This window comes from Burkholderia sp. Se-20378, from assembly GCF_017104665.1.
Classification (GTDB): domain Bacteria; phylum Pseudomonadota; class Gammaproteobacteria; order Burkholderiales; family Burkholderiaceae; genus Burkholderia; species Burkholderia lata.
This window is the reverse complement of sequence record NZ_JAAGPG010000001.1, coordinates 19,132-36,772: the sequence shown is the minus strand read 5'-3', so window position 1 is coordinate 36,772 and position 17,641 is coordinate 19,132. Positions and strand designations below refer to the sequence as shown.

The window sequence follows — 17,641 nt, the reverse complement described above, 5'->3', positions numbered from 1 at the left end:
GACATCATGCGTTGATCGGCATCGTCCACTCCGCCACGATGGCTGGCTTGTGATGGTTCTCGATTTCCACCGTTGCGCCAACGGTCAACTGGATGCTCGTGGTGCTTCGCACCGTGACCTGCTTCAATGTGAAGCGCCCGCGAACGCGTTCGCCGCGGCGAACCGGCGTAATGAAGCGCACGCTGCTCAATTCGCCATGGATCGAGTTCTGCTGCCTTTCGACCTCGGGGAGGGCATTGGAAGCCCACTCGTAAAGCATCGAAAGCGCGAGAAACCCGTGAGCGATCGCTTCGCCGGACGGTGTTGCGCGTGCAAGGTCCTCATCCACATAAACCGATTGCCGGTCACGGGTGAAGTTGTCTAATTCATCGATCGAAGGCTGATCAATGGAGAGCCATTCGGATACGCCCAGCTCCTTGTCGACGAGGGTTGCCAGCCGGGATAGCGCACGCCGGCTGCTTGCATGACGACGTCCGTCAGCCGTGTGGCCCGGATCGCGGTCAGGTTTGCGTGCCGCCGTCCCGGACTCGTCATGCATCGGAATGCTCCTTCGCGTACGTAGAGGCGATGCGGGCCTTTGTGAGTTCGAGCTCGCCCTGGGCGGCACCGGATGAAGGAACCGTCTCGCCGTTGCGGCTTGCCACCTCGTCGAGCCGTCGGGCGAGCTGGTGAACAACCTGGTCGTCGGTCCCGAGATGGATGCCGGGCGTCAGGGTGATATGCGCGGCCTCGAAACTCCCCGCGCCGGCGCACAGGACCATCCGGGTGGGAGCCGCTTCACCGGCAAGCACTGCGACGGCGGGGCTGACGGAGGCGGGCGACAGCGTATCGAGGATGTCCGCCGACATCAGGCCTTCGAGCATGCGCGTACCGGCCGTTGGCGCCAGGCAATTCACGCGAATGTCGTATCGTTCGCCTTCGATGGCCAGTGTCTGCATCAGGCCGACCAGCGCCATCTTCGCGGCGCCGTAGTTCGATTGCCCGAAATTGCCGTACAGGCCCGACGACGAGGTCGTCATCACGATGCGGCCGTACCGTCGCTCCCGCATGGGTTCCCACACGGCCTTGGTGCAGTTGACCACACCCATCAGGTGGACTTCGATCACCGCGCGAAAGTCGTCGAGCGTCATCTTGCTGAAGCTCTTGTCGCGCAGGATGCCGGCGTTGTTCACGAGAATATCGACGTGGCCCCAACGCGACAGCGTCTGGTCGACCATGTGCTGAACCTGTCCGGCATCGGTCACCGACGCGCTGTTCGCGACCGCCTCGCCGCCTGCAGCGACGATTTCGTCGACGACTTGCTGGGCGGCCGTGGCCGAGCCGCCTCTGCCGTTCACGTCGCTGCCCAGATCGTTGACCACGACCTTTGCCCCCAGCCGGGCAAGCAACAGCGCATGCTCGCGCCCGAGACCGGCACCTGCGCCGGTCACGATCGCAACGCGATTTGTCAGGTCAATCTTCATGGGTCGTCTCGTTGGTGATGATGGGATGGCCTACGACGAATAAACGCGCATTCGCTCCGCGTTCGTCGCGATATCGGGGTGATCCATGACACGTATCCGGCGACGGCATGCATGAAGCGATTCGCTTGGTTTCCAGTGGAGAGGCATGTTCGTACCGAAGTGGATCAAATGACCAAGTCATATGGCCGATGAAGTTAACATGGTGTTCATCAGTGGTCGATCGTGGTTAACCCGTCGCTTTCCGAGGCGTCCCGCAATTGAAAGACACGAGGTCGATCCGACGCGGTGAGGCGGCGTGTGATCAACCCCTGAGTTGCAAGACGAGCCGTGAACCGGAATTCTCGTTGCCGTTGACGGCAACGATGAACCCGAGAGTCGAGCGGGATATATGGAATTCAGAATCGCTTCGCGAACCGACAGGCGAAGTTCTGTGCGACCGAGAACCATGTCCGCATGCCACCTTTCCGGTCATCGCGACGCCGTTTGGAAACGAGCGGAGAAATCGCCCATCTGGTTCCGGTCAGAACTCGACAGGAACCAGATTGAAGGACGCAAGGAAAACAGGGCGCAGGCCGGGATCGAAGAACTAGCCGCATCCGTTCCGGAAAGCGGTGGCGGGTCGGGTCAAATTTCTGACGCAACCGGAAGCGGCGTGAATCCCGTCACCGTCATGCAAACACGTCGGCAACATATCTGCCATGCTCCCGCTCCATCGTGTCGATCCACGCACTGGCGCTGTCATCGCTCTCGCCAGTTGTCTCCTGGTAAATGCGACCAAGCGTGGCACGGACGGCGGGCGCCATATTCTTGCCATCTCCGCAGACGAAGACGGTGGCGCCTTGCGCAAACAGTGCGGCGATTTTCTCGCGTTCCAGCCAGACTTTGTCCTGGACGAAGCGAGCACCTTCCTCCGGGCGGTTTGAATAAGCGGGCATCACTTCGACCACGCCGCATCGTGCCCATTCGTCGAGTTCGTCGCGATAGAGAAAATCGACATCGGGGTCATCGATCCCGAAGAAGAGCAACGACGTGCCGACGTTCTCCCCCCGCTGTTTCTGTAACGCGCGCTCTTGCAGAAAGCCGCGGAACGGGGCGATGCCGGAACCGGCGCAGATGAGAATCATCGGAAGATCGGGTTCGGCGGGTGGCCGAAAGCGCGCATTCGATGGCCGGACTGCAACGGACAGGTTGTCCCCCGTGTTGAGTCGCGCGAGATATGACGATGCCACCCCTTCATGACGACCATTGCCGGAGAGCGCCGGTGCATCGACCACGGCTACCGTCAGCGTGACATGGTCCGCTTTCCAGAGCGGAGAAGACGAGATCGAGTACTGGCGTGCTTTCAGCGCGGGCAGCATGTCGAGGAACTTTTCGAGCGACAGATCGACGGATCCGAAGCGTTCGAGCAGATCCATGACGGTAGTCCGCTTTCCCAGGATCTCGCATTCGAAAGCGTCGGCGCTCAGGCGCTCAAGCTCGACCTTCTCGGGTGGGCAACGCGTGGCAGCGGCCAGGCTGGATACTTGTGATCGCGTTGCGGGAACGGCGAGTTCGACATAGCTCGAAAACAGTTCACCACAACCCATTGCCTGGCCGAGCGGAAGGCGTGGATTGCTTGACGTTCCTTCGATCACCACCTGGGTGTCCCAGCTCACGCGAAACCGGCGCAAGACGCGATCGACGTTGTTTTTCGAGTTGCGGGGCAGAACGGCCAGGTAATCTCCCGAGCGATAAGTCATCGCTTCCGGAAGCTTCAATTCAATGTGTTTTTTGGAGCGGCTGCCAGCCACGCTAATGTCGACCAGCTCTCTGTTGTCGACGATGGACGCATGCGCCATGTCGCCTAAATTGAGCACTTTTTCACGGGAACTCCCGGCGAAGCTTACTTTCAACGCGACATCGTCATGTTGAATGACCGAGACTTCCTTCCCGGCGCTAATCGCAAAGCTGTTCCACATTTCGGTGTACCAACGGTCAAACTCACCGAAGAAGTCGCCGCCGGAATCGAGTTCGCCTCTGAAGTGCACTCGCGTAGCACCGGCCTTCTCGAGCGCTTCATCGACGCGCTTGGGAATCGCCTGGTACGTCCGTGCCCATTGTTTGTTGCCGCACCCAAGAACCGAGAAATGAACGCCGTCCAGCGCCCCCTCGTTCAGTGCTTCGACGTACGGGACGAATGATTTTGCGTTGTCAGGCGGCTGGCCTTCGTAGGAAGCGGTGACGATCACGATTGCAGGGTAGCCGTCGAGTTTTCCTGCGAAGTCGTCGAGGGGCGCGCACGTGGCGTGAAATCCGTGACGACCCGCGTCCCCTGCAATGCGTCGTGCAAAGGATTCGGCGGAGCCTGTATTTCCCCCAAAGAGAACGAGCAGCTTCGACACGTCTTCGCCGGCAGGGATCGACTGAACCGGAGCGACGCTGGGGCTTTGAGCGTGCGAGCGGGTGCGAAGGGCCGTATCGGGCGCTTTAAGCGCACCTCGGGCGCGCGGTTTCACGTTCACCCGGAAACCGGCTGGCTTCAGCGTCAGCGTTTCGGCGACGTCCAGCTCGTAGTCCGGATCGGCGAAAGAGAAATCGAATCGCTGAAGCAGCATGATCAGAACGAGATGGGCTTCCTGCATGGCAAACGGCCGGCCGATACAGGCACGTGCACCGTTGCCGAAGGGCTTCCATGAATTGGGCGGGAGTTGCTCCGCATTCTCCGGGGCAAATCGCTCCGGACGAAACGCCTCGACGTCCTCGCCCCAGACGCTCACATCCCGATGCAACATGGGCGTCAGGATCATGATGATGTCGTCGGGAGAAACGGCGTATTTCCCGCCGAACGTGGTGTCAGCGAGCGGTTTCACGGCGAATCCCGGCGCTGTCGGCCAGATTCGCAACGTCTCCATGAGGATTTGTTCGACGTAGCGAAGCCGTGCGAGATGCTCGATCCGTGGTGTCTCGCTGCCGACAACCTCGTCGACCATGTCCCGCGCTTTTTGCAGGATGTCCGGGTTCTTGAGGAGGAAATAGGTGGCAAAGGACAGGAGCCCGCTTGTCGTTTCATGTCCGGCGATGAGAAACGTAATCATCTGAAAGACGATGTTCTCATCGTCGAGCTTCTCTCCCGTCACCGGATCGATGCCGTTCAGCATCCGGTCCAGCAGGTCCATCGACTCTTCGTTGACGTGCGGGTTCTTCCGCCGGTCGTCGATCATTTTGGTCGCGAGCGATCGCATGACTTCGATGTCCGCGTCGAACTTTCGACTGCGATTGACCATCAGCTTCGACACAAGTTTTGGCCGCAGCTCGCGCTTTCCCGCCTCGCTGAGGGTGTTGACCATGGCATCGACAAACGGATGCTGATCTTCACGGTAGAAGCTGTTGAATCGACAATCAAACGCACAAAGGGCAATCGTGTCGAGCGTCAGTCGAGTCATGTGATCGGACACATCGACCGGCGTCTCCGGGCCGAACCGCTCCCAATGAAGAAACATCTGGTCGGCGATGTCGACCATCTTGTCGAACATCGACCAGATACTGAGCGGGCCGAACGCCTGCATCAGCACACGATGCGCCTTGGCCCAGTTCGGTTCGTCATCGAATGCCGTGAACAACCCGTCCCCGATCGCGGGTCTGAGTTCGAGCAGCGACTGGTGGACACACTTCTGAAATCGGGTTTCGTCACACACTTCGTTCACAAGTGTTTGTCCGCTGACAACGTAGTAACCTTGCCCGAACACCTCGAACCAATAGACCGGCCCGTAAGTGCGTGCGAGATCCATCATCTTTGCAAGCGGAGACGGCCCGAGGACCTCCATCAGGTGACCGATGACGGGTTTCAGGGGCGGCTGGGGGACGAGGGATGAGGATTTCATTTCAATAGCCTTTCAGGGGTGTGTCGGCGCATCGCATCTCAATCTATTGAACAAATGTAAAATAGACAAAACCACGTGTCCAGAGCTTTTTATGCCACCTGATGTAAGCCCTAATACCGCCGATCCTCGCTTTCAACGGAGTTACGACGCGCTCGTTCGCGCCGTGACCGAACTGCTCGACGACGCGCCGCTGAACACACTCAGCATTGCTCAATTGGTGCAGCGCGCGGGCGTCGCGCGCCCCACGTTCTATCAGCACTTTCCGGATCTTCAGGCCGCCGCCCAGCGGGCGGCGCTGGTGAGACTCGACAACGCGTTCGCATTCGTCGAGGAGCAGGGCAAACTGCTGAACCAGCCGAACGACGCCTTCATCAAGTCAATGGAAGTGGAGACTGCGCTGATTCTTGAGCATGTGCATGCGCATCAGTCCTTCTATCTGACCGTATTCAACGACGCAGCGACGTCGGCGTTTTTTGATGAACTGGTGACGTTCGTCGCCGGCCGCATCCTTCCACCGTATGAAGGCGTTCGCACGGAAGCAGAGCAGGATTGCCTGACGGTGCTGGGCGGTGGATTGGTCTGGACGGTGGTGCACTGGCTTCGCCAGGGCGCCGTGCGCGAAACTCCGGAGGCAATGGCGAAGCGGATGGCCAGGACTGCGGTAACGATCCTCGATGCGTTCGGTCTTACGCTCGGGTTCGCGCAGGCGGATTCAGAGTAGCAGGAGGGGCGGCACTGGAAGCGGACCGCTTGCGCGACATGTGCCTCTTGATCGAACACGCGTCGTTGCCCGGCAGTGAAGTCGTCATCTCGCGCGCGCATCGTCAGGCCGCGCGCATATCAGTTGGCGCAGACGCCCGAATCGTATGCGATCCACGAACGATGGCCTTCAGAGAAAATGGGTGGAGCGCTTTGAGATCGGTGGCCCGGTTTCTCGGCAGGCTTCATTTCGGCGGTTCTCCTGTCTCGGAGCTGGGTCTTGGAAACGCGCTTTTCCCGGATTCCCACGGGAAGCGCCGCCTTCAACCTTCAACTACATTGGGGACTCCGCCTAATGCCAGCCGCCGAATCGATACACGTGTACCCAGGGGATGAATCCGCTTTCAACTGCACGTGCTGTGGTCACGAGACGAGGAGAATCACGGGCGAACTGCACCAGGGCGAATCAGTTGTCGGTGTCTATTTTGTCCAATGGGCGATCGGGAGGCCGGACCATCCACCGACCATTGATCTTGTGCTGGGTGACTGGGGGGAAAGCGCCGGGCCTGCCGACCGCGTCCTGGTTTCTTTGATCTACATGCCGCGCACGAATGGTGGTGCTGTCTCCATCGTGAACGCCGCGGAACGGGGTGTTGATATTTCCGCTTTATTTGAACTCGCGCTTGCCCGAGAGCAGGTCATCGGTACGCCGCTGGCCCCGTTGGTGTTTCAGATGATCGATGCGCTCTGGATCACCGAGCCACGAATTGCCGAGGTCAAAGCACTAGACGACGTTGCGTAGATCAACGTCGAGGCGCATCGCCAAGACCGCGAGCTTGCCGATCATCGACCTGTCGGCTGACATCGTGATGCATGACGGTGTGTTGACGCTCAACCCGCAGAACTTCGGTGTCGCGGGCTTACGCTTGCTTCGAACATCCACCTGGACGGCAGCGGCATGCCGCTCAAAGGGCGGTTCTCACTGCAGGCGCGGCATCTGAAACCCAAGCGTGTGAGACGTGTTCATTTCCCAAATATTAGGATCGGGAAATATATCGATAAGTACAAGCATGACGGCCGTTGTACCTGCGCCGAATGCTCCGATCTCACTGATCGCGATTCTGGTCAAACTAGATCGACTAGTATACATTCATCATATCGTTCCTCTCGCTTCATAAAGATGCGCACCTGATACCAACCCGTGCCAGGACGTCGAGTTCGGTTTAGGCAGGAATTTCACCACGACACTGACAGCCAGTGTCCGTGAGATTGGCCTCAGCCTGGATGGATTGGTCCCGCCCTGGTTGCCCGCGTACGACATGCGGGCGTATGCGGTAAAGGTGGGTTCGGAGTGCGGAGCTGGCGCAGGCATGATGGTCTCGATCGAGATCAATTCGAGAATGTTCGAGGAAGTTGTCGCGTTCATGCATGTGTGCGGCGCGTTTGCATCGCTGCATCCATCCGCTGCGCGGCAGTACGAATGCGTGCGCAACGACAGGGTGGAATCGACGATGTGCTTGCGACCCATGCGACCGGGGACGTCCGACTTGCACGGGGTTGCTGACGTCGTTCGTCGATCGGGGCATCTTCGTGCAATGTGGGCTGGATTGATGTTCGACGCCAATGAGGGCCTTTTGCCGATTTCCCTTTTACTGCGACGCATCGCATTCACAGTCGCCATCAGGACCTACCTAAAGTGACCACGCCTTCCGGACTCCCCGCCATGCAAACAAGCGCATCCAAGAAAACCACTGTTTTGTTCGCGTCGGTCAACCAGGTGATCGTCGATATGTCGCGTCATTGCCCGTCGGCTGTGCGTGCGACAGTCGGGTTATTGCTTGTCGCCAGCGTGTTGTCGGGGTGTGCGCCCCTATCGGCGTCTGCGCCGACCGATCCTCAGCAACAGTTTGCCGCTGAGCAGCGGAATGCGAATGCGTTGTATAGCAAGAAGGTGTTGGCATATAAGCCGATGTTCGAGAATCCCGGCGGCTATGGTCGAGCGCAGATACTCGAAGCGTACGAGGCGGTCCTCCAGCAGTACTCCGTTGCTGCAATCGCCTATGCCCGCACCATCTATCCTGATGCGCGACAAACGCTTCCAGCTTCCCTGCAGCCATTGCCGGCGCCGTCGGGGCCGGTCACGCTGGCGGTCGTCAATCGCGACTACGAGCATGTGCTCGGAATGGACGTTGCCTTGTGGGAGATGGATATGGCGGCGAACTTTGGCCGGCCATCCAGGTTGCCGATACCGAAATACACCGGCCCTGTGCTCATCATGCCGCCTGCGCCACCGTTTCCACCCCTGCAGGATGTTCGCGATCCAAAGTTCGCACGGCTCGTGAGCATGACGAAGAAAATAGACGATGCGCAGAAGGCAGATCTGGCACGAGAGCACGCCGCGATCGAGCAACAGTATGCCGAGCAGGCCGCGTGGCGGGCGCGACACCCCACGGGGCAGTATGACAACATCGATCCGAGGACCGGACTGCCGTATGCGGCCCCGCAACAAGAGACGCAGCGGTGGTGCATGATGAACGGTGGCCGGGTACCTTGCTGAAACCGCTTCGCGCAGCGGCAATTGCGGCCCGAGTGGATGCCGGCCGGGCTGGCGCACACTACCCACGTGGAATCATCCGCTTCAAAAATCGTGCTTGTGTCGGCTCGGGTGACGATATTCGCTGACGGCGTATCGGTTGCGGGTCTCGATCGGTTGACGCCATTGCGGTGAAGCGGTCCCGTGTTGCCGAAGCCCGCCTTTCAAAAACCGTAGCTTCCTTTGATTTCATGGTGGCCGACGATGGTTTGCCGGTGCCCAGTGTGTCACGTCGTATCGCTCCTGCCCGCAGAACAGTCCGGACATCGTGCGTGATCGTGTTTGTCGGGTACCCGGTGCCGACTACTTGCTGTCTATCCCACGCCCCGTCGTATCATGCGAACAGGTACCAAGTACCGAAGTTGCCCCGGACAACTTTTCGCCGGGATTCCTGAACACCCCCTTCTTGTCTGGTGCAAGACGCATGAGAGAGGTGTGGAGGATGCCGTATTCACGGCCCTGAATAGCGAGATCGTATTCGGCAGTCGGTCACGCTTGCCCTGCAGCCTGAAAGGAGCGGTGCTGGCGGCGGTGCTAAGATGCCGCCCTGTAGTTAGGAGATGCATGAATGCGCGCGAGCAAACGCCAGCAGGTGGTCGACAAGGCGGGTGAGTTGTTTTCTCGCCATGGCTTTCATCCGGTCGGTATCGACTGGATCATCGCCGAAGCGGACGTTGCCCGCATGACGCTCTACCATCACTTCGCGGGCAAGGACGATCTGATCAAGGCCGTGCTGGAACAGCGCTACACCTTCATCATGGAGAGCATCGCCGCGAAGCTCGGCCCCATGCCGCACGCTGCTGCGCGTCTGAAGGGGATTTTTGACTGGTACGGAACCTGGTTCCGTAGCCCTGAGTTCGCGGGCTGCCTGTTCGAGCGTGCGCTGGCCGAGTTTGGTGCGACCTGTCCCAAGGTGACCGACGTGGCGGTGCGCTATCGGGATGATCTGTTGGCCCTCATGGAGCAACTGCTATCCGAGATCGTTCCGCGTCGCCAGGCCCGTCAGCTTGCAGGCGTGTACGTGATGTTGCTGAGCGGGGCAACGGCGGATGCGCGTGCGATCGGGGATCCGCGAGCTGCCGCAAGGGCATGGCAGGCGGCGGAGATGCTGCTGAACGAGTCTAAAGTCGCAACTGAAAGCATGCGCAAAGCCCGTAGCCGTCACGCTTGATCGTTTGTGGATCCTGCTCGGTATCGATACCGATTAGTCCCATGAGAAGTTGGTCTGACCCACCCAGTGCGTGAAGAGACGTGGATTGGCTGGCACAGCTGTATAGCGGCACGTCACGGCTTCCGTGTCGGAGAAGTGGTCGCCGTAGGTGGCGTGGCGACAGACGTTGTGGTGCCGGGCGCGCTGAGGCTGCAGCAAGCACCGTGGATTTTCATCGGAATGCGCGGGCTTGCTCCACCGCTCAGAACGTGTTGCGTCTGCCTTGAAGTGTTTTTTGGCCGGACTGGGGTAGGGGACGTTTCATTTTGGGGGCCGCAGCGGAAAGCCTGACGGTCATTGGCTCGGATCACAGTCACAATTCAAAGTTAAATGAAATGTGATCACTCCCCGCCGCGCCGCAAAATTTTGCACAATGGCGGCAGCGCGGCCCGTTGCCGCGATTCGCCCCCGCGTATCCGGCCAGCCGGATCGGGGCCGGCCCGAACCGATACCCGACCTCGGCACCGACGTGCCGCCGCCTGCCGCCATGGACCAACCGAAACGCATCCTGATCGTCGAGGACGACGCCGACATCGCCGACGTGCTGAGCCTGCACCTGCGCGACGAGCGCTACGAGGTCGTGCACAGCGCTGACGGCGCGGAAGGGCTGCGTCTGCTCGAGCAGGGCGGCTGGGATGCGCTGATCCTCGACCTGATGCTGCCGGGCGTCGACGGCCTCGAAATCTGCCGGCGCGCGCGCGCGATGACGCGCTACACGCCGATCATCATCACGAGCGCACGCTCGAGCGAAGTGCACCGGATCCTCGGCCTCGAACTCGGCGCCGACGACTATCTGGCCAAGCCGTTCTCCGTGCTCGAACTCGTCGCCCGTGTGAAGGCGCTGCTGCGGCGCGTCGACGCGCTCGCACGCGATTCGCGGATCGACGCGGGCACGCTCGACGTCGCGGGGCTGGCGATCGACCCGATCGCGCGCGAGGCGAGCGTGGACGGCGCGCGGATCGACCTGACGCCGCGCGAATTCGACCTGCTGTATTTCTTCGCGCGACACCCGGGCAAGGTGTTCTCGCGGATGGACCTGCTCAACGCCGTGTGGGGCTACCAGCACGAAGGCTACGAACACACGGTCAACACCCACATCAACCGGCTGCGCGCGAAGATCGAGGCCGATCCGGCCGAGCCCGTGCGGATCCTCACCGTGTGGGGCCGCGGCTACAAGCTCGCCGCGCCGGGCCAGCGGGACGCATGATGAAGTTCACTCTCACCCAGCGGCTGTCGCTCGTGTTCTCGGTGCTGCTGCTTGCGTGTTCGGGCGCGTCGGCGTGGCTGCAGATCCGCGCGAACGACATGCGCGAGCAGGAAGTCGTGCAGGGGCTGTCGCGCGACCTGGCCGCCAATATCGTCAACAGCGTGACCCACAGCGCGCCGCTGATGGACGCGAACGGGCTGCGCCCGGACGCCGTGCGCACGCTGTTCGGGCAGTTGATGGGCGTGAACCCGAGCGTCGAGGTGTACCTGCTCGACAACGCGGGGCGCATCAAGGGCGACGATGCGCCGCCCGGCCACGTGAAGCGCGACCGCGTCGATCTCGCGCCCGTGCAGCGCTTCATCGCGGGCGAGCCGCTGCCGATCCTCGGCGACGATCCGCGCAGCCCCGACGCGCGCAAGGTGTTCAGCGCCGCGCCGCTGCAGCGTGCGGGGCAGCCGCCGTCGGGCTACATCTACGTGGTGCTGCTCGGCGAGGCGCACGACCGGCTGGCCGCACGCGTCGACGCCGGCAACGTGCTGCGCACGACACTGTGGTCGATGGCGCTGGTCGCACTGCTCGGCCTGCTCGCGGGCCTGACCGCGTTCAGCTTCATCACGCGCCCGCTGCGCCGGCTGACGGACGCGATGCGCCGCTTCGACGCGAACGGTACGCCCGACACGCAGCCGCCGGTGCCGCGCTCGCGGCCGGGCCGGCGCGGCGACGACATCGTCGTGCTCGAATCCGCGTTCGCGCAGATGGCCGACCGGATCGGCGACCAGTGGCGCGCGCTGACGCACCAGGACCAGCAGCGGCGCGAACTGATCACGAACATCTCGCACGACCTGCGCACGCCGCTCACGTCGCTGCACGGCTACCTGGAGACGCTGTCGCTGAAGTCGGACACGCTCGCCGAGAACGAACGGCGGCGCTACCTGTCGATCGCGCTCGCGCAGAGCGCGAAGGTCGGCCGGCTCGCGCAGGCGCTGTTCGAGCTCGCGCGGCTCGAATCGGGCGGCGTGCAGGCCGAGCGCGAGCCGTTCTCGCTCGTCGATCTCGTGCAGGACGTGTTCCAGAAATTCGAGCTGACGGCGCAGGCGCGCGGCGTCACGCTGCATGCGCGGATTCCGCCGCGCGTGCCGGTCGTGTCGGCCGATCTCGGAATGATCGAGCGCGTGCTGACCAACCTGCTCGACAACGCGCTGCGGCACACGCCTGCGCACGGCGAGGTCGAGGTCGCGCTGGAGCCGCGCGGCGACCGCGTGCTCGTGACCGTGGCCGACACCGGGGAAGGGATTCCGGCGGCGCGGCGCGAAGGGCTGTTCCAGCGGCCGCAGCGGCCGATGAGCGGCGGCGCGGTGACGAGCGGCGGGCTCGGTCTGTTGATCGTGCACCGGATGCTGGCACTCAACGGCAGCAGCATCCGGCTGGTCGACCGGGCCGGGCGTGGTGCGGTGTTCGAGTTTGCGCTGGCGGTAGCGACGCCTGCGGTCGGCGACGGGCGCTGATCGTCGTCGATGCCCGCGCTCAACCGCCGCGCTTGCGTCGCACGTCGCTCGGCGTCACGCCGGTCCAGCGCTTGAACGCGTGGCGAAACCCCACTGCGTCGCTGAAGCCGAGCGCCAATGCGATGTCTTCGGTGCTGAGCGTGGTCGTGCTGAGATAGTCGATCGCGAGCGCCTTGCGCACGCTCGCCAGCAGTTCGCTGTACGACGTGCCTTCGGCTTCGAGCTTGCGGCGCAGCGTGCGCGACGTGATGCACAGGATGTCCGCGATCACGTCGATGTCCGGAAATTGCCCGGGCGTGCGCGTGAGTTCCTGGTACACGCGCCGCGTGATGCCGGCCTGGCTGCGCAATTCATCGAGCAGGCTCGCGCAATGCGACGACACCTGCGCGGCGGTAATCGGATTCGCGAGCTGCGGCGCGCGCGTGAGCCACGCGGCCGGGTAGCTGAGCACATGATGCGACTGGTCGAAGGCGATCGGGCATTCGAGCGCATCGGCCAGCAGCGCCGCGTGCGCCGGCTGCGGCTGGGCGAACTGGGCGCGTGCCGGCACGCACCACGCGCCCATCACGTCCTTGATGATCGTCACGTGCAGCGCGAACTGCATGTCGATCAGGAAGCGGTACAGCGGCTCGTCGAGATCGGGCAGCGCGACTTCGTGCCGGTCGGGAAACTGCCACGATGCGGTGTCGCCCTGTTCGACCCAGCGGATCGCGAGCATGCCGTTCGCGAGCCGGTGATACTTGACGGCCGATTCGAACGCGTGCGCGAGCGATTCCGAACACAGCATCGCGTAGCCGTACATCCCGTAGCTCGTTACGTGCAGCCGATGGCCGACGCGCACGCCAAGATCGGAGCCGTCGTAGCGGCCGACCGCATTGCGCGCGGCCGTGAGGAATTGCAGCGGCGACGTGAGCGTGAACGGGTCCGCGACGGCGGCAGGCGTGAGGCCGGTGCCGTCGAGCACCGCGATCGGGTCGAGGCCGGCTTGCGCCGCCACGTCGAGCAGCACGGCCAGCTTGGCCGGGGTGAAGCGCTGCTGGCGCAACGCGTGGGTCGTCTCGACGTCCGGCAGCCGGGCTGCGCGGGCGGTCGTCGGGGTCAAGAGCGCACTGCGCGGCATGGGAACATCCTGCGTCCGAATCGATATCGTTTACGGCACGCAATTCTGCTCGGGATCGGTCCCAAACGCCACAGGGTTCACCCTGATACGCGCGCCGGCGCCACCCGGCGCGGCCGCCTGCAACCCGCTTCAACCGGCCTGGAACACGCCGGCCTCCCACGCGAACGGCTTCGCGAGCCGGTTCCACGTGTTGATCTGCGCGACGATCAGCGTGAGCGTGGCCAGCTCGTCGCGATCGAAATGCACGCGCGTCGCGTCGACGAGTGCATCGTCGATCGCGTGCTCGCTGATCAGCGTCAGCGCTTCCGCCCAGCGCAGCGCGGCCTGCTCCTTCGGACTGTAGAGTGCGGGCGTTTCGTGCCACACCGGCAGCAGGTTGTAGCGCAGCGGATCTTCGCCCGCGTGGATGCCTTCCTTGATGTGGCGGTCGAGACAGTAGGCGCAGCCGTTGAGCTGCGACACGCGGGCGCGCACCAGTTCCACGAGCTTGAAATCGTGGCCGGTGTGGTTCGCGTATTCCTCGACGTTGAGCACGACGTCGAGCAGCCGGGCAGGGAGTTGTCCAAACGAGATGCGTTCTGGCATGGCGACTGACCTTTGAGAGAGCGGGATAGGATCGTTGAGTGGACTGGCCGTGTTTCCTGATCAGGCGTTGCACGTTGCTGCGACCTGCATGAGGTGTGCAGTAATCCTGATTGTCTGGTGGCGGAATCGACCGACGAGACGAGGTGACGATGCGCGCGTGACCCGTTGTGCGGATGGTGTGTATCGGCGGCATCGGCTGCGGCGCGCGGCACGTTCGGCCGTGGCGAACCGGAAGCGAAGCGATCGTATCAGGCACGGCCGGCGACAGGAATCGTCGGATCCCGTATGGTGTTCATGCCGATGGACCGATAGTGGGGCCAGCTGAGGCACGACGAAGTGACGGTATGGCGCGATGTTGTCTAGACAAGTCGGAGCCCCCGCATGTCCGTTTCGATCATCTTTTCGGCCGCCCGGATCATTTTCAAAGTGCGCCGCGCGGGCGATAGTCGCCGATCAGGCGATGGTCCGCGCTTCTCCGGCGTGCAGGCCGTCGTGCGAACGGCGCGGCCGGCGCGCCGTCCCCCGTGGAGTGAGACATGACGAAGAGACACTGGACCGGGTCGTATGGCTCGATCCCCGCCGAGATCGATGCCGATCGCTTTCCTTCCGTAGGCGCGCTGCTGGACGACGCGATGCACCGTTACGCCGATCGCCCGGCGTTCCACTCGTATGGCCGCACGCTCACCTATGCCGACGTCGACCGCCTGTCGACCGCGCTGGCGGCCTATCTGCAGCAGGTCGTGGGCGTCCGCAAGGGCGATCGCGTGGCCGTGATGCTGCCGAACGTGCTCGCGTTCCCGGTCGCGTTCGTCGCGGTCGCGAAGATCGGCGCGATCCAGGTCAACGTGAACCCGCTCTACACGGCGCGCGAGCTCGAACATCAGCTCAAAGACGCGGGCGTCGAAGTCGCCGTGGTGTGCGGCGGGTCGATGGGCACGTTCGCCGAGGTGGTCGGCGGCACGCGCGTGCGCACCGTGCTGAGCGTCGGGCGCGGCGATCTCGGCGTCGTCGATGCGCCGGCCGGTACGTGCGACGCGCTGCCGCCCGGTTCGATTCCGCTCGCGGACGCCATTGCCGCCGGGGAAGCGCTCGCGTTCGACCCGGTCGAGCTCGGCGGCGCGGACCTGCTGCTGCTGCAGTACACGGGCGGCACGACCGGCCTGTCGAAGGGCGCCGCGCTGTCGCACCGCAATCTCGTCGCGAACATCGAGCAGTTCGGGGCGATCGTGCCGGCCGCGCGCGAGCCGGGCGAGGAGGTCGTCGTCACGGCGATCCCGATGTATCACATCTTCGCGCTGACGGTGAACTTCCTGTCCTACTTCGCGATCGGCGCGCAGAACTGGCTGATCGCGAATCCGCGCGACATGGACGGCTTCATCGACGTGCTGAAGGCCGCGCGGCCGACGGTGTTCGTCGGCGTGAACACGCTGTACGCGGGGCTCGCCGGCCATCCGCGCCTGACGGAAGTCGACTGGTCGCGGCTAAAGCTGTCGGCCGGCGGCGGCGCGGCCGTGATCGACGTGATCTCGTCGCGCTGGAAGGCGGTGACGGGCAACTTCATCCGCGAGGGCTACGGGCTGTCGGAAACGTCGCCGGTCGTGTCGTTCAACCCGCAGCTGATCGACTCGTTCACGGGCACCACGGGCCTGCCGCTGCCATCGACCGACGTGAAGCTGCTCGACGACCAGGACAACGAGGTGGCGATCGGCAGCGCGGGCGAGATCTGCGTGAAAGGGCCGCAGGTGATGGGCGGCTACTGGCAGAAGCCGGACGCGAATGTGGCCGCGTTCACGGCCGACGGCTATTTCCGCACCGGTGACGTCGGCGTGTTCGACGAAGCCGGTTTCCTGCGGATCGTCGACCGCAAGAAGGACATGATCATCGTATCGGGCTTCAACGTGTACCCGAACGAAGTGGAAGCCGTGGCCACCGGGGTGCCGGGCGTCGTCGAATGCGCATGCATCGGCGTGCCGGACGCGCGCACGGGCGAGGCGGTCAAGCTGTTCGTGGTGCTGGCGCAGGATGCGACCGTCACGGAGGAGCAGCTCGTCGCGCATTGCCGCGAAAGCCTCGCGGGCTACAAGGTGCCGAAGCTCATTCGCTTCGTCGACCGGCTGCCGAAGTCGACCGTCGGCAAGATCCTGCGCCGGGAACTCAGCCGCACCGACTGATGCACCGACTGAAGGCGTCGGCGTGCCGTGCAGCATCCGGCGCGCCGAAGGCCCGGAAGGCTCCGCACGAGCCGCTCAAGTACAATGCGAGCGGTTCGATCGACGGGGACGCGATGACCGGTTCAGATTCACTTTCCGCCCAGCCCGGGCCTGCAGCCGGGCGTGCGCTGCCGTCGCCGAGCGCGACGGTGCCGATCTCGCTCGTCAACGGTTTCCTGGCGAGCGCGGGCGTGCAGCGCGACGTGGTCGAGCGCTACCTGCGCGGGGCCGGCATCCCGATCGAGCTGCTCGGCGAACCGCATGCGCGCGTGACGGAGGAGCAGTTCTCGACGCTGTACCGCACGCTCGCGATCGACCTCGACGACGAGATGCCCGGCATCTTCTCGCGCCCGCTGCGCGGAGGCACGCTGAAGTACCTGTGCCTGAGCCTGCTCGATGCGCGCAACCTCGAAACGGCGCTGCATCGTTTCGGGCAATTCTTCCATATCCTGCTCGACGATTTCTTCGTCGAATCGAAGCGCGACGGTCTCGTCGCGCAGGCGGTGCTGCGCCCGAACGACGCCATCGGCCCGATCGGCGCGCTCGGCCAGGAGCTGATGCTCAAGCTCGTGCACGGCGTGTGCTCCTGGCTGATCGGGCAGAAGATCCCGCTGCTGCAGATCGAGTTCGCGTGCCCGCGGCCGCGCCATGCGGTCGATCACCTGTACTTCTTCACCGGCGCCGTGCAGTTCGACTGCGAGCGTACGCTGATGCGCTTCAGCGCGGACTACCTCGACGCGCCGATCCGGCAGAGCAAGCGCAACCTGCGCAAGTTCCTCGCGCGCGCGCCGGGCGACTGGATCTTCGAATCGTTCAGCGAACAGCTCGTGTGCCACCGCGTGCGGCAGTACCTGTCGGAAGCGTTGCCGGACCTGCCGGTGATCGACCACGCGGCCGAGCACCTGCATTGCTCGGTGCGCACGCTGAGCCGCCACCTGGCCGCCGAAGGGACGACGTTCCAGGTGCTCAAGGACGAACTGCGACGCGACATCGCGATCCAGCGGCTGACCGATACGCCCGATACGATCGCGGCGATCGGCGCCGACATCGGCTTCGACGATCCGAGCGCGTTCCATCGCGCGTTCCGGCACTGGACCGGGAGCACGCCGGGCACTTACCGGCGGCGTGCGTAACGGGGCGCGTCACGCTTCAAGGTAGCCGGTTCCCATAACCGGATACCTTCGCGCGC

The 17,641-nt window shown here is 63.4% G+C and carries 15 protein-coding genes and 1 pseudogene; 11 read left to right on the top strand and 5 right to left on the bottom strand.

All coding sequences use genetic code 11. The annotated features are described in order from the left end of the window. Positions 1–4: 4 nt before the first annotated feature. The 3 genes from G3N93_RS00155 to G3N93_RS00145 all read right to left on the bottom strand — a co-directional run bounded on the left by G3N93_RS00155 (position 5) and on the right by G3N93_RS00145 (position 5,323). Positions 5–538, bottom strand: coding sequence for a MaoC/PaaZ C-terminal domain-containing protein (locus tag G3N93_RS00155; RefSeq protein ID WP_206121294.1), 534 nt, complete (start codon positions 536–538; stop codon positions 5–7). Then, positions 531–1,463 (bottom strand): SDR family NAD(P)-dependent oxidoreductase, encoded by a 933-nt coding sequence (locus G3N93_RS00150; protein WP_206131994.1) that lies wholly within the window; start codon positions 1,461–1,463, stop codon positions 531–533. The genes G3N93_RS00155 and G3N93_RS00150 overlap by 8 nt, the downstream gene beginning before the upstream one ends. 668 nt (positions 1,464–2,131) lie before the next feature. After that, complete coding sequence (locus G3N93_RS00145; protein ID WP_206131993.1) at positions 2,132–5,323, bottom strand: cytochrome P450; 3,192 nt, start codon at positions 5,321–5,323, stop codon at positions 2,132–2,134. 163 nt (positions 5,324–5,486) lie between these two features. Here G3N93_RS00145 and G3N93_RS00140 point away from each other — a divergent pair, with 163 nt between their 5' ends. The 8 genes and pseudogenes from G3N93_RS00140 (at position 5,487) to G3N93_RS00110 (ending at position 12,537) form a co-directional block, all read left to right on the top strand. Beyond that, positions 5,487–6,044, top strand: a complete 558-nt coding sequence (locus G3N93_RS00140; protein ID WP_307873371.1) for a TetR family transcriptional regulator — start codon at positions 5,487–5,489, stop codon at positions 6,042–6,044. A gap of 258 nt (positions 6,045–6,302) precedes the next feature. Beyond that, a complete protein-coding gene (locus G3N93_RS00135) occupies positions 6,303–6,824 on the top strand; it encodes a hypothetical protein (RefSeq protein WP_206131991.1) in 522 nt (173 codons plus the stop codon). A gap of 4 nt (positions 6,825–6,828) precedes the next feature. Continuing rightward, positions 6,829–7,037 (top strand): annotated as a pseudogene (locus tag G3N93_RS41375) (AsmA family protein); the annotation flags it as partial. 355 nt (positions 7,038–7,392) lie between these two features. Next, complete coding sequence (locus G3N93_RS00130; protein WP_206131990.1) at positions 7,393–7,722, top strand: hypothetical protein; 330 nt, start codon at positions 7,393–7,395, stop codon at positions 7,720–7,722. After that, positions 7,719–8,579, top strand: coding sequence for a hypothetical protein (locus G3N93_RS00125; RefSeq protein ID WP_206131989.1), 861 nt, complete (start codon positions 7,719–7,721; stop codon positions 8,577–8,579). The genes G3N93_RS00130 and G3N93_RS00125 overlap by 4 nt, the downstream gene beginning before the upstream one ends. Positions 8,580–9,183: 604 nt before the next feature. After that, positions 9,184–9,786 carry a TetR/AcrR family transcriptional regulator gene (locus tag G3N93_RS00120; protein WP_174932400.1) on the top strand — a complete coding sequence of 201 codons (603 nt, stop codon included), beginning with the start codon at positions 9,184–9,186 and terminating at the stop codon, positions 9,784–9,786. A 526-nt stretch (positions 9,787–10,312) separates the two neighbouring features. Further along, positions 10,313–11,032: a response regulator transcription factor gene (locus tag G3N93_RS00115; RefSeq protein WP_039353478.1), complete on the top strand. Its 720-nt coding sequence runs from the start codon at positions 10,313–10,315 to the stop codon at positions 11,030–11,032. Next, positions 11,032–12,537, top strand: a complete 1,506-nt coding sequence (locus G3N93_RS00110) for a HAMP domain-containing sensor histidine kinase (RefSeq protein ID WP_206132042.1) — start codon at positions 11,032–11,034, stop codon at positions 12,535–12,537. Before G3N93_RS00115 ends, G3N93_RS00110 begins: the two co-directional genes overlap by 1 nt. 19 nt (positions 12,538–12,556) lie before the next feature. Here the strand turns inward: G3N93_RS00110 and G3N93_RS00105 are convergent, their stop codons facing one another. Both G3N93_RS00105 and G3N93_RS00100 read right to left on the bottom strand, forming a co-directional pair. After that, positions 12,557–13,657: an AraC family transcriptional regulator gene (locus tag G3N93_RS00105; protein WP_206131988.1), complete on the bottom strand. Its 1,101-nt coding sequence runs from the start codon at positions 13,655–13,657 to the stop codon at positions 12,557–12,559. A gap of 129 nt (positions 13,658–13,786) precedes the next feature. Further along, positions 13,787–14,242, bottom strand: coding sequence for a carboxymuconolactone decarboxylase family protein (locus G3N93_RS00100; RefSeq protein WP_174983349.1), 456 nt, complete (start codon positions 14,240–14,242; stop codon positions 13,787–13,789). Positions 14,243–14,623: 381 nt separating this feature from the next. Between G3N93_RS00100 and G3N93_RS00095 the strand changes: the two genes are divergently transcribed. Genes G3N93_RS00095 through G3N93_RS00085 form a run of 3 tightly spaced genes read left to right on the top strand, consistent with a single transcriptional unit; the run spans position 14,624 to position 17,585 of the window. Then, positions 14,624–14,782 carry a hypothetical protein gene (locus tag G3N93_RS00095; RefSeq protein WP_206131987.1) on the top strand — a complete coding sequence of 53 codons (159 nt, stop codon included), beginning with the start codon at positions 14,624–14,626 and terminating at the stop codon, positions 14,780–14,782. Then, complete coding sequence (locus tag G3N93_RS00090) at positions 14,779–16,413, top strand: AMP-binding protein (protein WP_174932406.1); 1,635 nt, start codon at positions 14,779–14,781, stop codon at positions 16,411–16,413. Before G3N93_RS00095 ends, G3N93_RS00090 begins: the two co-directional genes overlap by 4 nt. Then, a complete protein-coding gene (locus tag G3N93_RS00085) occupies positions 16,413–17,585 on the top strand; it encodes an AraC family transcriptional regulator (RefSeq protein WP_206131986.1) in 1,173 nt (390 codons plus the stop codon). Before G3N93_RS00090 ends, G3N93_RS00085 begins: the two co-directional genes overlap by 1 nt. Positions 17,586–17,641 lie beyond the last annotated feature (56 nt).